The sequence below is a fragment of the Bacteroidota bacterium genome, from assembly GCA_034723125.1.
GTDB lineage: Bacteria > Bacteroidota > Bacteroidia > CAILMK01 > JAAYUY01 > JAYEOP01.
In genome coordinates this window covers 1-15112 of record JAYEOP010000166.1, presented here as the reverse complement: position 1 = coordinate 15112, position 15112 = coordinate 1, and the positions used below count along the sequence as shown (strand labels likewise).

General features: G+C 30.1%; 14 protein-coding genes. 5 read left to right on the top strand and 9 right to left on the bottom strand.

Annotated features, from left to right (window positions below):
- Positions 1-244: 244 nt before the first annotated feature.
- The 6 genes from U9R42_05085 to U9R42_05060 form a co-directional block, all read right to left on the bottom strand.
- On the bottom strand, positions 245-433 hold the full coding sequence (locus U9R42_05085) for a TonB family protein (GenBank protein MEA3495392.1): 189 nt from the start codon (positions 431-433) through the stop codon (positions 245-247).
- Between the two features lie 120 nt (positions 434-553).
- Positions 554-715 carry a phosphotransferase gene (locus U9R42_05080; GenBank protein ID MEA3495391.1) on the bottom strand — a complete coding sequence of 54 codons (162 nt, stop codon included), beginning with the start codon at positions 713-715 and terminating at the stop codon, positions 554-556.
- Positions 716-720: 5 nt separating this feature from the next.
- The gene (lpxA, locus tag U9R42_05075; protein ID MEA3495390.1) at positions 721-1506 is read right to left on the bottom strand and encodes an acyl-ACP--UDP-N-acetylglucosamine O-acyltransferase; all 786 of its coding nucleotides are present in this window, start codon (positions 1504-1506) and stop codon (positions 721-723) included.
- 8 nt (positions 1507-1514) lie between these two features.
- Entirely contained in the window at positions 1515-2921 is a 1407-nt protein-coding gene (locus tag U9R42_05070; protein ID MEA3495389.1) for a bifunctional UDP-3-O-[3-hydroxymyristoyl] N-acetylglucosamine deacetylase/3-hydroxyacyl-ACP dehydratase, read from the bottom strand.
- Positions 2911-3972 carry a UDP-3-O-(3-hydroxymyristoyl)glucosamine N-acyltransferase gene (gene lpxD / locus U9R42_05065; GenBank protein ID MEA3495388.1) on the bottom strand — a complete coding sequence of 354 codons (1062 nt, stop codon included), beginning with the start codon at positions 3970-3972 and terminating at the stop codon, positions 2911-2913. The genes U9R42_05070 and lpxD overlap by 11 nt, the downstream gene beginning before the upstream one ends.
- Positions 3973-5202, bottom strand: coding sequence for an HD domain-containing protein (locus U9R42_05060; protein MEA3495387.1), 1230 nt, complete (start codon positions 5200-5202; stop codon positions 3973-3975).
- A gap of 66 nt (positions 5203-5268) precedes the next feature.
- Here U9R42_05060 and U9R42_05055 point away from each other — a divergent pair, with 66 nt between their 5' ends.
- From U9R42_05055 to U9R42_05040, 4 genes are all read left to right on the top strand, one after another.
- Entirely contained in the window at positions 5269-6822 is a 1554-nt protein-coding gene (locus U9R42_05055) for a PglZ domain-containing protein (protein MEA3495386.1), read from the top strand.
- A 3-nt stretch (positions 6823-6825) separates the two neighbouring features.
- Positions 6826-7236 (top strand): tRNA (adenosine(37)-N6)-threonylcarbamoyltransferase complex ATPase subunit type 1 TsaE, encoded by a 411-nt coding sequence (tsaE, locus tag U9R42_05050; protein MEA3495385.1) that lies wholly within the window; start codon positions 6826-6828, stop codon positions 7234-7236.
- Positions 7237-7287: 51 nt separating this feature from the next.
- Positions 7288-8511 carry an alanine dehydrogenase gene (locus tag U9R42_05045; GenBank protein MEA3495384.1) on the top strand — a complete coding sequence of 408 codons (1224 nt, stop codon included), beginning with the start codon at positions 7288-7290 and terminating at the stop codon, positions 8509-8511.
- 93 nt (positions 8512-8604) lie between these two features.
- The gene (locus U9R42_05040) at positions 8605-10884 is read left to right on the top strand and encodes a T9SS type A sorting domain-containing protein (protein MEA3495383.1); all 2280 of its coding nucleotides are present in this window, start codon (positions 8605-8607) and stop codon (positions 10882-10884) included.
- Positions 10885-11303: 419 nt separating this feature from the next.
- Here the strand turns inward: U9R42_05040 and U9R42_05035 are convergent, their stop codons facing one another.
- Complete coding sequence (locus U9R42_05035; GenBank protein ID MEA3495382.1) at positions 11304-12404, bottom strand: S1C family serine protease; 1101 nt, start codon at positions 12402-12404, stop codon at positions 11304-11306.
- 9 nt (positions 12405-12413) lie between these two features.
- A complete protein-coding gene (locus U9R42_05030) occupies positions 12414-12977 on the bottom strand; it encodes a sigma-70 family RNA polymerase sigma factor (protein MEA3495381.1) in 564 nt (187 codons plus the stop codon).
- Between the two features lie 214 nt (positions 12978-13191).
- On the opposite strand from U9R42_05030, the gene U9R42_05025 reads away from it, so the two are divergent.
- Positions 13192-13458 carry a hypothetical protein gene (locus U9R42_05025; GenBank protein ID MEA3495380.1) on the top strand — a complete coding sequence of 89 codons (267 nt, stop codon included), beginning with the start codon at positions 13192-13194 and terminating at the stop codon, positions 13456-13458.
- A 136-nt stretch (positions 13459-13594) separates the two neighbouring features.
- Here the strand turns inward: U9R42_05025 and tyrS are convergent, their stop codons facing one another.
- A complete protein-coding gene (tyrS, locus tag U9R42_05020) occupies positions 13595-14875 on the bottom strand; it encodes a tyrosine--tRNA ligase (protein ID MEA3495379.1) in 1281 nt (426 codons plus the stop codon).
- Between the last annotated feature and the right edge of the window lie 237 nt (positions 14876-15112).

Genomic DNA, 15112 nt, shown 5'->3' with positions numbered 1-15112 from the left:
ACTCTGCAAAATTAGATTTCTATCTTTTTGCGATATTTTTATTTTTCTCAACTCACTGATGCTAAGGCATCGCCTCGTCTCAAAAAATAAAAATCTCACCTGCCTGACGGCAAAGGCAGGTCAAAAAACTTAGAAATCATAAAATTTGACAGTTTTCTTAGAGGCACTACTTAGAATCAAGCTCAAACCTAATTGGCAAATTTATAGTTACTCTTACCGCTTTTCCTCTTTGCTTTCCTGGATTCTATTTCGGCATACTGTTTACAAGCCTCAAAGCTTCCTTATTAGTATTTTCTGTCAGGGCTTTTAGTATTTTTGTATTCGTAATACTACCATCTTTTTCTACAACAAATTTAACCACTACCAATCCCCCAATACCATTTTTACTCTCAACTTCAGGATAAATTAAATTATCTTTAATGTATTTAAACATCAAATCAGTGGGTTAAATAATAGAAGTCCCCTAAAATAACCAATCCAAAAAATACAAATTATTCCATAATATTTATTTTAAAACTCCCTATAATCCCATTTCATCTATCCTGATGCGACACTAAGTTAGCCCGTCTGGGCATCTTGCATCCTGCATCTTGCATCCTGCATCTTGCATCCTGCATCTTGCATCCTGCATCTTGCATCCTGCATCTTGCATCCTGCATCTTGCATCCTGCATCTTGCATCCTGCATCTTGCATCCTGTATCTTGCATCCTGCATCCAGTTTACTTTTTATTAACGTATCCTTTCATCACACCTCTATCAGATTTTCGGATAAAATTTAAAATTTCATCCCTTTCTTTTGTTACTGCAAATTCAGCTTCGATATAGGTAAGTGCTTGGGAAATATTATATCCTCGCACAAAAAGTATTCTGTAAATATCTTGTATTTCATTTATTTTTTTGTCAGAAAAGCCTCTGCGTCTTAATCCTATTGAATTAATACCTGCATACGAAAGGGGTTCTCGTGCAGCTTTTGTGTAAGGCGGAATATCTTTTCTTACCAGCGATCCACCTGATATCATAACATAATTACCAATGGTAACAAACTGATGAATTGCGGACAAACCACCAACTACTACATTATCTCCAATTTCAACATGCCCTGCAAGATTTACAGCATTTGCCAAAATTGTATTTCTACCAACAAGGCAGTCATGAGCCAGATGAACATAAGCCATAATCAAAGCATTATCTTTAATTACAGTTTGATACTTGTCAACTGTTCCGCGATTTATTGTGCAGTATTCTCTGATTGTTACATTATCGCCAATAATAGTTAAAGATTTTTCTCCATTAAATTTCAAATCTTGAGGAACTGCTGAAATAACACTACCCGGAAAAATTTTGCATCCGTTACCAATTCTTGCTCCTTCCAGAATTGAAACATTAGGACCAATCCAAGTATCTTTACCAATTTCCACATTATTATGAATTGTTACAAAAGGTTCTATTACAACATTATGAGCAATTTTTGCATTAGGATGTATATGTGATAAAGGTTGATGCATATTAATAATTATTTAGTTTTTACTATTTGAGCCATCAATTCAGCTTCAACAACAATTTTATTTCCTACAAAGCCTTGAGCTTTCATCATACAAACTCCTCTTCTTACAGGTGCTGTAAGTACCAATTTAAGAATTAAAGTATCACCGGGAGTTACCATTCCTTTGAATCTTGCTTTATCAATTTTTAAAAAATAAGTTGAATAATTCTCAGGGTCAGGAACATTATTTAGTACTAAAACGCCACCACATTGTGCAAGAGCTTCAATTTGTAAAACGCCTGGCATTATTGGATTATCGGGAAAATGTCCTCTGAAAAAATATTCATCATGAGTAACATTTTTTATTCCAATTATATTTTTTTCATCCAATTCAAGAATTCTATCAACTAACAAAAACGGATGACGATGGGGTAGTATTTTTTCAATTTCAGTTATGTTATAAACAGCTTTTTTATTTATATCAATTACCGGAGCCTGATTTTTCTTTTGTTTAATTGTGTTCTTTATTGTTTTTTTTATCTTTTTTGCAAATTCAATATTTGCCGAATGCCCCGGACGTGCTGCCATTATTTGAGCTTTTAACGGAACTCCAACTAAAGCAAGGTCTCCAATTAAATCCAATAATTTATGGCGAGCAGGTTCGTTTTGGTATCTTAATTTCACATTGTTAAGAATACCATCTTCTCCTACTTGAAAATCTTTTACATCTTTATTGAATAATACAGACATGTTTTCTAATTCAGCATCTGTTACTTTTTTATCTACTACAACAATTGCATTATTAACATCGCCACCTTTAATCAGATTTTTGTTATGCAATTCTTCAATATCAGTAAACAAACAAAAAGTACGGTTTGAAGCAATTTCTCTTGGAAATTCTGAAAGTTTAGAAATAGAAGCATGCTGGCTACCGATAATTGGATTTTTAAAATCAATCATACAAGTAAGCCTAAAACCATCAAGTGGCATGGCTATCATTTCCACATTTGAATCTTTTTCTGAATAGTGAATATTGGAAGTTATTTCAAAATATTCTTTTTCAGCACTTTGTTTTTTAATTCCTGCATCAAGTAATGCTTTTACAAAAGGACCTGAGCTACCGTCCATTATTGGTATCTCTTTGGCATCCAGTTCAATAAGGATGTTGTCAATTTCAAGTCCTGCAACAGCAGCAAGAATGTGTTCAACAGTACCAATCTCAACACCATCTTTTGCTAAAGTTGTACCTCTCTCTGTTCCAATTACGTAGTCAACATCAGCATTAATAATCGGTTTATCTTTTAAGTCAACTCTTTGAAATTTGTATCCATGATTTTCAGCCGCAGGTTGAAAAGTAATATTTACTCTTGCACCCGTGTGTAAGCCTACACCAGAAATACTTACAGATTTCTGTATTGTTTTTTGTTTATTTTCCATTATTAGATTTTTCAGACTTAATTTTTAAAAGTTCATTTTTTATTTCCTTTATTTGAGAAAACAAATCAGGTAAATTTCTTAGTAAAACTTGCATTTTTAATGATTCTTTTACTTTCATCAAAGGAACACCAAACCATTGTTGATTTTCTTCTTTTATTGATTTAGAAACACCACTTTTTGCTCCAAACTGAGAGCCATCTGCAATAGAAATATGTCCGACAAAACCAGACTGACCTGCTAAGATACATCTTTTTCCTATTTTTGTACTACCCGATATTCCTGTTTGAGCAATTACTACAGTGTTTTCGCCTATTTCAACATTATGAGCAATCATTATTAAATTGTCTAATTTTACTCCTTTATTAATTATTGTTGATTCAATTGATGCCCTATCAATTGTTGTATTTGCACCTACTTCCACATTGTCTCTAAGGATAACATTGCCTATTTGAGGAATTTTTTTATAGGAACCATCCTTTTGTGGTTCATGACCAAAACCATCACCACCAATTATACATCCTGAATGCAAAATACAATTTTTTCCAATTTCACATCTGTTATAAATTTTTACTCCGGCATAAATAATACTGTTATCATCAATTTTTACATCATCACCAATAAAAGTATTAGGATAAATTTTTACATTATTTCCAATACGAACACCTTTTCCGAGGTAAACAAATGCTCCAAGATAAACATTATCTCCATACTTTACATCTTTAGAAATATAAACAGGCTCTTCAATTCCACTTTTATAATCTTGAATTTCTTTGAATTTGTTAATCAACAACATCAATGATTTTTTAACATCATCAACATAAATTAAAGGCGGATGCTCATTACTTTCAGGAATAAAATTTTTATTTACTAAAACAACAGCAGCATCACTACTTTTTAAATATTGATTATAGGATTTTAAATACAAAAATGAGATTGCACCTTCTTTTGCTTCTTCAATGGGAGAGATTGTTGTAATAACGATTTTTTCATCAAGTTTTTCTTTTGTATCTCCCCCGATAAAATCCAACAACTCTTTTATTGTTAACTCCATCTATTTTACTTTAATGTTTTTTGGATAGCAAAGATAATATCTTTGATTAATTTTACTCATTGCTGAAAGATTAATTCCACTTGATGCTTCCGAAATATCTACAACATTATCATTATCAATCATGACGCTAATATTTGATCCTGAAAAATCATACATCAGATTTTGAATAAAATCGGTGAAAACGAAATAATTAGTCAATTTTTCCTCAATTTCAAAATCTTTCATCAGTATTTCTTTAATTTCATTAACTCTGTTTTTATTAAAAGGATTGATTGAAATCTCAACTTTGAAAAGTTTTCTTTCTAAAAAATTCCTACTTAAAACCGACAATATTTTATCATCATGACTAACCCATCTTTTAATTGATAACAAAATGTCTGCATCATCAAGGCTTATAAAATTATTTAAAATTTGCTGATTTTTAAAATCACTAACTTTAACCTCATTAGTAATAAAAAATTCAATATTGGAATTTAAATTTAGTTCAATTCCTTGTTTTGCAAGTTCTATCGCTCTTTCAAAAATTTTTACCAACAATTTTTCAGCACCTATAACAGTTTTATGTAAATAAACCTGCCAGTACATAAAACTCCTTGCACGTAAAAAATTTTCAATAGAATAGATTCCCTTTTTTTCAATTACCAAATTATCCTCTACAACATTCATCATTCTTATTATCCTTTCGGAGCCGACAATACCCTCAGAAACTCCTGAATAAAAACTATCTCGTCTCAAATAATCCAGTCTGTCAACATCGAGCTGACTGGAAATAAGTTGATGGAAAAACTTTCTTTCGTACTTATCCTGGAAAATTTTAATTGCCAAATCCAACTTACCTTTGAAATGTTTATTCAATTCTTTCATTAACACTAATGATATTTCCTCATGAAGCACATCTTTTATCAAAGTATTTTCAAAAGTGTGAGAGAAAGGACCATGTCCAATGTCATGTAACAAAATAGCTACCTTCACAGCGAAATCTTCCTTATCGGTAATTTTTACTCCTTTGCTTTTAAGGATTTCAATGCTTTCATTCATGAGTTGAAATGCACCAAGAGTGTGTTGAAAACGAGTATGAGTAGCTCCAGGGAAAACCAAATCTGTTAAACCTAATTGCTTAATTCTTCTAAGTCTTTGAAAATAAGGATGATCAATTAGTTCAAGAATAAGGTCATTGGAAATCCTGATAAAACCACTTACCGGATCATTTAATATATTATTTTTTCCCATTGTATAATATTTGCTTAAATTCCCTGTTTAATTAAAATATAGAAATATAAAAAATCGGTTAAATTTATGAATAAAATTAAAATACTTTGGGTTGATGATGAAATAGATTTATTGAAGCCCCACATTATTTTCCTTGAACAAAAAGGATATGAGGTAGTTGCAGTTAATAATGGAACTGATGCGATTGAAGAAGTAAAAAATCAGCCTTTCAATATAATTTTTCTTGATGAACAAATGCCCGGACTAAGCGGTTTGGATACACTTGTAGAAATACAAAAAATTATTTTAGACGTTCCTGTTGTTATGGTAACAAAAACTGAAGATGAGTACTTTATGGAAGATGCTATTGGTTCTCAAATTTCTGATTACCTGATAAAACCTGTAAATCCAAAGCAATTACTATTATCCATTAAAAAACTTGTTGACCATAAAAGACTGATTAGTGAAAAAATAACTAGTCAGTACCAGAGGAATTTCGGTGAATTATCAATGACAATTAATGATAAACTTAGCCCTGAAGAATGGAAAAATGCTTACAGACAATTAATTCATTGGGAAATTGAGTTAGGAAAATCATCAGATTTAAGCTTAAAAGAAATTTTTTTAGATCAAAAATCAGAGGCAGATATTAATTTCTTTAAATTTATTTCTACTAACTACAAAGACTGGATACAGAATCCTGAAACAGCTCCATTGATGTCTAATAAATTATTATTAAAAAAAGTACTTCCGCTAACAAAAAAGAACAAGCCTGTATTTTTTATTTTAATAGATAACTTTCGTTTTGACCAATGGAAAACAATACAATCTTTGCTAACCGACAAATTCAGGATTATTGATGAAGATATGTATTATAGTATTTTACCTACTACTACAAATTATTCACGAAATGCAATTTTTTCAGGAATGATGCCTCTTGATATTTATAAAAATAATAGAGAAAGGTGGGTATTTGATGAAGAAAAAGGATCAAAGAATAAATACGAGAAAGAATTTTTACAAGAATATTTACAACGCTTAAGAAAAGATATATCAATTGAGTATGAAAAAATAACATCTCCAAAAGCGGGAAAAAAATTATCCGAAAACATACGAAATTACTCACAAAAAGACCTCACTGTAATAGTTTACAACTTTATTGACCTTCTTTCTCATGTAAGAACAGAAATGGAAATTATAAAAGAACTTGCTGAGGATGAAACTGCTTACAGGTCTTTAACAAAATCTTGGTTTGAGCATTCACCTTTGTACGAGGCTATAAAAAACATTGCAGAATTGGATTGCTACCTTGTCATCAGTACCGACCACGGTTCCATAAAAGTTAATAAACCATCACAAGTGGTTGGGGATAAAAATACAACAGCAAATTTGAGATTTAAACAAGGAAAAAGTTTGAGGTTTAATTCTAATGAAGTACTACAATGCAGAAATCCAGAAGATTTTAAATTACCACAAAGAAGTTTGAGTGCCTCATTTATTTTTGCAAGAGAAGATAATTACTTTATTTATCCAAATAACTTCAATTATTATGTAAATTTCTTCAACAATACATTTCAGCATGGAGGAATTTCTTTGGAAGAAATGCTTATTCCTGTAATTACACTAGAAAGTAAAAGTTGATTTATGCAAAAATGGGAATGTGAAAATCTTGACCAACTGTCGGAAATTGCAACAGAAATATTATCAAATTGCAAATCAAAAAAAATTGCTTTTTATGGCAACCTTGGTGCAGGCAAAACAACATTTATTAAAGAATTATGCACTCAGTTGGGAGTTAATGAAATCGTTAACAGTCCTTCGTTCACTATTTTAAATGAATATTCGGGTAAACAAAATATTTATCACTTTGATTTTTATAGAATAAAAAATGCTGAGGAAATTTATGAACTCGGATATGAAGAATATTTTTTTTCAGATGAATATGTTTTTATAGAATGGGCTGAAAAAATTGATGATATGCTTCCTGATTTTTTTACAAAAATTTTTATTGAAACAACGGAAAACTCAAAAAGAACATTTATTTGCAGAGAATAATTATTTGTTGTAAATTGGTTTTGATTTTTTTAATGAATTAACTAAAGGATAATGGATAAATTGAAACAAGATGAAATACAGATTTTAGCAAAATCTGCATCTGTTCTTACAAAAGAAGAATATGTAAAGCATACATCAAAACGAAAATCTCTTTCCATAGGTATTCCCAAAGAAATATCCGATAACGAAAAGAGAGTACCACTTACACCTTCGGCAATAAATATTTTAATAAATAATGATTTTAAAGTTATTATTGAAAAAGATGCAGGAATAAATGCAAGATTTACTAATCATCAATATTCAGAAGCAGGAGCAATAATTTCAGAATCAAAAAAAGAAGTTTATCAATCCGATATAATTCTTAAAATTGCTTTTCCTTCAATTGAAGATATAAAACTATTAAAAAAAAATCAATTACTAATTTCTTCACTCAGCCTTTCACATCTTGAAAAACAACAACTTGAACTATTAATTGAGAAAAAAACTACAGCTATTTCTTTTGAGTTTTTAAAGGATGATTACGGCTTTTTTCCAATTGTGCAATCTATGAGTGAAATCGCTGGTAGAGAAGCGGTTTTTATTGCTTCCGAATATTTATCCGATACAAATGGAAAAGGTATTCTCTTGGGCGGAATAACAGGAGTTCCACCGACAGAAATAGTGGTTATCGGTGCAGGTATAGTAGGAAAATATGCAACAAAAAATGCACTTGCACTTGGTGCAAGCATCAAAGTATTTGATAATTCTGTACAAAAGCTTAGAGATTTACATAATACTTTAGGAGTGCCATTTTATAGTTCCATCCTTCAACCTGATATTTTTAATACCGCTGTTAAAAATGCAGATGTTGTAATTTGTGCTATCAAATCTCAAAACAACAATACCAATTTGTTAATTACTGAAGAAATGATTTCCCAAATGAAAGAAGGAAGCCTATTAATTGACATTAGCATTGACCAAGAAAACTGTTGCGAAACATCAAAAGCCACTTTATTGGAAAAACCTGTTTTTACAAAACACGGAGTAACGCATTATTGTGTTCCCAATATCCCTTCACGTGTACCACAAACTGCTTCAGTTGCACTTAGCAACATTCTTTCACAGTTGCTTGTTGATTTAATTAATGCTGGAAATATAGAAAATTATCTTTGGGAAAAACAAAACGCAAGAAACGGTATTTTTCTTTATCATGGTATTCTTACAAATAATTTTCTAGGAAGAAAATTTAACTTGAACAGCAAAACATTAGATATACTACTAACTTCCAATACATAATAAAATAATTTAAATAGATTTTAATATTCAATATTCTTCATTTACCTTTGCAACTTATAAAATGTTATTATTTTTTAATAAAACCTTAAACAAATGAAAAAACTATTAATTTTATTTTTGAGTATTGGATTTTTTGTGGCAAATGCTCAGCAAGTTAAACATTTTAATAACTTAGAGAAATACAAAAATTCAGCAAAAATTCAAAAAGAAGCTGTTACTTATGATGATTCTTACAGAAGTAGCTCGGCTGTAAAAGTTCCTTTTAAATTACCTGAAGAGAAGAAAATTACATCAGTAAATTATTCTTTTGAATGGGTTAAAATCGGATTATCTAATTATGGTCTTCAAACCAATGCATCAATTCCACGAAGGATACAAGTTTATTCTGACGGAAAAGTATCTGCCGTTTGGACCACGTCTCCAAATTCAAGTCCATGGACAACAAGAGGTTCGGGTTACAATCATTTTGATGGTTCAGATTGGTTTTCAACCGTTACATCTAGAATTGAGATGCTTAGAACAGGCTGGCCAAATCTTACATCTTACGATAACGGTACAAATGTTATTGAGAATGTATTATCACATTATTCTAATGCTGGCGGAAGCGGTGGCTATTCAATAAATACTAATGATGGAATCGGCTCAACAGTGTGGGCAGAAACTGAAAAAGATAACGGTACTGGACCAATATGGCCAAGAACTGCAACAAGTGGGGATTATCTTTATGTAATTGGAAATTATTCTGACACACTTATTGTAAAAAATAACGTTAAAAGACCAATGGTTTTTTCTCGTTATGATATGAAAAATGATACATGGGTTGATGATAAAATCACACTTCCCGGTTATAATGATGAAATTTTCTCATTTGGTAGTGGTGATGTTTATTCCATGGATGTAAAAGATAATGTTGTAGCTATTTTAGTAGGAGGAATTGCAAAATATATTGTTCTTTGGAAATCTTTAGATTATGGCGATACATGGGAAAGAACAATTATTGATTCTTTTGTTTGGCCTGAACCAAAATTCCAAGGAGATACAATTACATTCCGTTACAATGATGGTGCAGTAAACGTTCTTGTTGATGACAATAAAGTTTGTCATGCATTTTGGGGAACACTTCACGGATGGGACTTCGAACCTGGAGATGGTCAGTATTATCCTATCAGAAATTGGAGTCGTATTGAATATTTTAACGATATTTCAACAAATGATTCTATGTTGGTAAACGATACAATATGGAAAGACACTACTGTTTACAGACTTTATGTTGATAATCAAGTTGCAAACAAAGTAACCTTTATGAATGACACTTCATGGAATTACGCATTCAATACTAGTGATTCAACAGTTTCTAAAACTGCAAAAAAATCAATGGCACTTAAACTTTATAACGACATTAACAATCCTTTTACTGTTAGCCTAACAAAAGATATTTGGCCAATTTATTACACTTATACTTTTGATACAGCAACAGGATTACCAACAGACTCAACAATAATTCCTCCTGATTCAACAATACTTCTTGATTCTTTTGTAGTGGAAATTATTGATAATATTTTATCTCATTATGAGTACTTTAAAGTTTATTCCAACAGAGGTCTCATTAATACAACATCAATGATTGATGAAAATGAAGACGGTGAAATAACTATCAATCCTGAAACATGGGGACGAGATGAAGATAACAATGAAATACTTCAAGGAGCACGTTATGGAAATACAGCTCTTGTAACAATGCCTGTTGCAGCAATTGATGATGACGGAAATATTTTCCTCATTTATACAGCACCGGTTGAAACAGCTGTTTCTATAATAAACAATGAAAACTTCCGTGATGTTTATGTTACATATTCAAAAGATAATGGACAAACATGGGCTAATGCACAAAACATTAGTAAAAATCCTTTTGCTGAAGACGTTTTTGCAACAGTTGGAAAAAGAGTAGATAACTATCTTCACTTAACATTCCAAGAAGACGAATTTCCAGGAACTGAAGTACAAAACCAAGATGATCCTTCAGAAAATAGTATCTATTATGTTAAAGTTCCTGTTGATGATATTCTTAATGACCTAATAGGAGCATTTACACGTCCTATAAGTATTAAAGAAAATAATTTTTCATTAAATATGAGTGTTTATCCAAATCCTGTTTCTAAAGAAGCTAATATTTCATTGACTTTAGAAAATAGAACAAAAGTAAATATTGAACTATTTAATGTAGTTGGTCAAAAAGTTATTGAAACAACTAAAAATTTAAATGCAGGAAATCAGAATATTAAATTGAATACTCACAATTTAGATTCTGGTATTTATATGTTAAAAATTAGTGTAAATGGCAATTCTTCAACTCAAAGGTTAATTGTAGAATAATCAGCTAATTATTTTATTAAAAAAAAGGCTCTCATTTTTGAGAGCCTTTTTTTTGTTTTTTGGAATATATTAATTGACTCAATGTAAATAATAGGAGGAGGTTTCTCCAAAATAACGTTTCTTTGTCAAATACTGTGGGTAATCAAATTTTTCACAGACAAAGGCTTACTTTTATTACACTTATACTAAACCGCTATTAAGATGCTGATTAAGAAAATAAATTATTTTTGTTTTGTTTTTCTTCACAAAATTCTTGCATAGCCATAGCTACGGAATAATTTTTTGAAGAAAAACAGGGCGAAAAGAAATGTTTTAATTTCAGTATCTTGATGGCGGTTTAGTATTAGCATGTCTTCGACAGACGAAGTCTGTGGCTTTAATATTTTCACCCACACAAATCAATATAGAACCTCAAAAATCTACCTATAAACCTCTACGGTAAAAATAAAAGGCATAATATCTTTAATTTGTAGTGTGCGTTTTTTCCACTTTAAACTGTTTATTTTATTTATTTCAGGAATAACAAGATTGGTGTCAACAGCAATTGAATCCATAACACTGACTAAAAAATTTGATTTTATAGCATAAGTGGCATTAGCTTTTTTTGAATTTTTTCCTCTAAGGATACCTATTACATTTCCTTCCGTATCGAAAATAGGTCCACCACTATTTCCCGGATTTGAAGGAATTGATATTTGATAAGATAAGCTATCTCCAAAATAACCTGTAAGAGAACTTATTGCTCCTTCACCAAAAACAATATCTTTTTTTGAATATCCCAAGGTAAAAACATATTCACCTAAATCGGCTAATTTGCCGCCAAAGGTAAAAGGTAGTACCCCAAAAGAGGAAAATGTTGTATCGGTAATTTTTAAAATTGCTAAATCATGAATTGCATCTTTGTAAATAACTTCTGTTCTGTATTTAACAACTGAATCAATTTTATTTGTAATAAAAACGGAATCAACATTTTTTACAAGATGGTAATTTGTTGCAAGATAACCATTGGTAGAAACAGAGAAACAAGTACCACTATATTTTGTTGATTTTTCCTTTTCCTGACTTTTAACAAAGGCTTTCCAAATTGATCTTTGGGTTGATGAGATTTTATCTACATTTTTTTTTAACTCAGAAAACGATTCCATTTTATCAGTAAAATTCATTAAGCCTGTATAGTACAAAATTCCAAATAGTGAAGCTATTGCTACGGAAGCAGCAACTGTAATTGTTGCTGCATAGTGCCAAATTTTTGCTCGCTTTTTTGGTAAATAAGCTTCGTACAATTTTTTCCTAACTTTATTTACATCAATTTCTTTATGAATATTATCAAGATCTTTTTTAAGCTTATTACGTTTCTCATAACTTTTCATTAAACTTATTAGCTCTTCTTGTGAAGAAACTTCCTCTGCTAATTCATGATCGGTTTTAAGTTTGCTTTTGAAATCTTTAAATTCTTTGTCGCTTAGTTGACCAAGCAAATATTTGTCAATAAGTTCGTATGTGTGTAAATCTATTGCCATATCTGCGTTTTATTTATAATTTGAAAAAAATATTTTTTTAAGTCTTTTAAGACATTTATATTTTTGATTTTTTGCATTATCTGTATTTGTATATCCCATTTTTTCAACAATCTCCGGAATTGATAAACTATGTATGTAAAAATCTTTTAAAATAGTTGTACATGGCTCTCCCAATTTTTTAAAGCTATCATCAATAATTTCAAACTTTTTCTCATCTTCTTGTAATTTATCTTCATCTTCTTTATTAAAAATTAAAAATTCTTCAACATCATTAATGTTAGAAACTGTTTTCTTTTTGAATTTTAATTCATTAAGCCATAGTCTTCTACTAACAGAATAAATATAAGTTTTTATTTTACATTCCAACTTAAATTTTGTGTTATGAATGTTATTATAAAAAACTATGAAAGCTTCTTGATAAACATCTTTAGCTTCCTGTTCACTTCCATTATTACTAAGAACAAAATTTAAAATCATAGGAAAATGCAATTTATACAAAAACCTTAAAGAAAAGTTGTCATTTTTTTTAAGTCCTACAATAAAATCTTTCTCTGTTTTTTTGCTTTTATGCATTTTCTTTCATACTTAATATAAAAATATAATAAAAGTAACCCGAATTTTTCATTTTTCTTCAAGTTTTATTTATTTTCAAATTTTAAAAAATAATATTGGAAAAGCATACTAATTAATCATTTTGTTATTTTTTTTAAATTACTTGGGTTACCTTTTTGAATAATTCTTATTAAGTTATGAATTAAAATATTTTGTTTAACTAAAAATTTTAGAAATGAAAAAATTATTATTTGTATTTATCGCATTACTTGGTATGGTAGCATTTATTGCTTGTAACAATGACAAAGCAGACAACCAAGAAGATGAAGGAACAGAACAAGTTGAAGAAGCTGATGTTGACGCAGTAGAGGTAGATGCCGAAGATGTAGTAGTTGAAGAAGAAGTTGATGTTGAAGAAGAAATGAACGAAGCTGTTGAAGAAGACGTACCGGTAGAAGAAGCAACTGAAGATTCACCTGTAGAAGAAGCACCTACGGAATAAATTAGTGTTTCAGACAATTTTGGTTAAAAAATGCTGTACTTTTTAGTACAGCATTTTTTTTTGTCAAAATTATTATGTGATTTATAGAACCCCCCCCTATAGAATTTCCCCTAAAAATGAAACTTGCAATTTTTTTCTACTTTGCAATTATCAAAAAATATTTTTTCTTTCCTTTTTGAACTAAGAAATATTTATGGAATAAAAGATTGCTAGAGTCAAAATCGGAATTTATATCCGGAACTTTTTCTTTATTTATGCTTAATCCACCACCTTTAATAAATCGTCTTGCTTCGCCTTTTGATAAAAATATTTGATCTTTTTCTGCTAAAAGGTCGATAACATTGAGTTTGTTTTTAAGATTATTTTTATTTATTTCAAATTGTGGAATACCATCAAAAGCAGAAAGGAATGTTTGTTCATCAATTTCTTGTAAATCTTCTAATGTGCTTTTGCCAAATAAAAGTTGAGAAGCATTGATCGCATTGTTGTAATCCTTTTCCGAATGCACCATAATTGTTATTTCTTTTGCAAGTTTTTGTTGCAAAATCCTTTTATGGGGTTCATTATGATGTTTAATTATAATTGAATCAATTTCTTTTTTTGAAAGAAGTGTAAAAATTTTGATATATTTTTCTGCATCAACATCAGAAACATTTAACCAGAATTGGTAAAATTTATAAGGAGATGTATAATCAGGGTTTAACCAAATATTACCTTCTTCTGTTTTGCCAAACTTTCCACCATCAGCTTTTGTGATAAGAGGACAGGTTAAAGAATACGCATTTTCACCTATTTTTCTTCTTATAAGTTCGGTACCTGAAGTTATATTTCCCCATTGATCGGAGCCACCCATTTGAAGTTTGCAATTTTTGTTTTCAAATAAATAAAGGAAATCATAACCTTGAACTAATTGGTAAGAAAATTCAGTAAATGAAATACCTGTTTCCATTCGTGTTTTTACCGAATCTTTAGCAATCATATAGTTCAAAGTAAGATGTTTTCCAATGTCTCTTAAAAAACCAAGAAAGGAAAAATCTTTCATCCAGTCATAATTATTTGCAAGTTCGGCATTGTTTGGTTTTTCGGAATTAAAATCAAGAAATTTTAAAAGTTGTTTTTTTATTTTTTTTTCATTATTTTTCAATTCAGTTTCATTCATTAGATTGCGTTCTTTGGATTTTCCCGATGGGTCACCAATCATTCCTGTTGCTCCGCCTATAAGTGCAATTGGTTTATGTCCTGCAAGTTGTAAATGTTTCAACATCATTATTGAAACAAGATGACCGATGTGAAGAGAGTCGGCAGTAGGGTCAATACCTACGTAAGCGGTTACCATTTCTTTTTCAATTATCTCTTCAGTACCTGGCATAATATTGTGTATCATACCTCTCCACCTTAGTTCTTCAATAAAATTCATAGTTTATTTTTTTTGCAAAAATAAGATTTTATAGATGATTGAATAGAAAAAAATGAGATTTACCTAAAGGGAGGTTCTTGTATGTTTGTAAAGATAAAAAATGGAATCATTTATTTAGTGTCTCTAAGAAAACTCTGCAAAATTAGATTCCTATCTTTTTGCGATATTTTTATCTTTCTCAACTCACTGATGCTAAGGCATCGCCTCGTCTCAAAAAATAAAAATCTCACCTGCCTG

Bases quoted from the DNA above. Each gene is read 5' to 3' on its own strand.
- U9R42_05085 (MEA3495392.1), bottom strand. From the start codon at position 433: ATGTTTAAATACATTAAAGATAATTTAATTTATCCTGAAGTTGAGAGT.
- U9R42_05080 (MEA3495391.1), bottom strand. From the start codon at position 715: ATGCAGGATGCAAGATACAGGATGCAAGATGCAGGATGCAAGATGCAG.
- lpxA (MEA3495390.1), bottom strand. From the start codon at position 1,506: ATGCATCAACCTTTATCACATATACATCCTAATGCAAAAATTGCTCAT.
- U9R42_05070 (MEA3495389.1), bottom strand. From the start codon at position 2,921: ATGGAAAATAAACAAAAAACAATACAGAAATCTGTAAGTATTTCTGGT.
- lpxD (MEA3495388.1), bottom strand. From the start codon at position 3,972: ATGGAGTTAACAATAAAAGAGTTGTTGGATTTTATCGGGGGAGATACA.
- U9R42_05060 (MEA3495387.1), bottom strand. From the start codon at position 5,202: ATGGGAAAAAATAATATATTAAATGATCCGGTAAGTGGTTTTATCAGG.
- U9R42_05055 (MEA3495386.1), top strand. From the start codon at position 5,269: ATGAATAAAATTAAAATACTTTGGGTTGATGATGAAATAGATTTATTG.
- tsaE (MEA3495385.1), top strand. From the start codon at position 6,826: ATGCAAAAATGGGAATGTGAAAATCTTGACCAACTGTCGGAAATTGCA.
- U9R42_05045 (MEA3495384.1), top strand. From the start codon at position 7,288: ATGGATAAATTGAAACAAGATGAAATACAGATTTTAGCAAAATCTGCA.
- U9R42_05040 (MEA3495383.1), top strand. From the start codon at position 8,605: ATGAAAAAACTATTAATTTTATTTTTGAGTATTGGATTTTTTGTGGCA.
- U9R42_05035 (MEA3495382.1), bottom strand. From the start codon at position 12,404: ATGGCAATAGATTTACACACATACGAACTTATTGACAAATATTTGCTT.
- U9R42_05030 (MEA3495381.1), bottom strand. From the start codon at position 12,977: ATGCATAAAAGCAAAAAAACAGAGAAAGATTTTATTGTAGGACTTAAA.
- U9R42_05025 (MEA3495380.1), top strand. From the start codon at position 13,192: ATGAAAAAATTATTATTTGTATTTATCGCATTACTTGGTATGGTAGCA.
- tyrS (MEA3495379.1), bottom strand. From the start codon at position 14,875: ATGAATTTTATTGAAGAACTAAGGTGGAGAGGTATGATACACAATATT.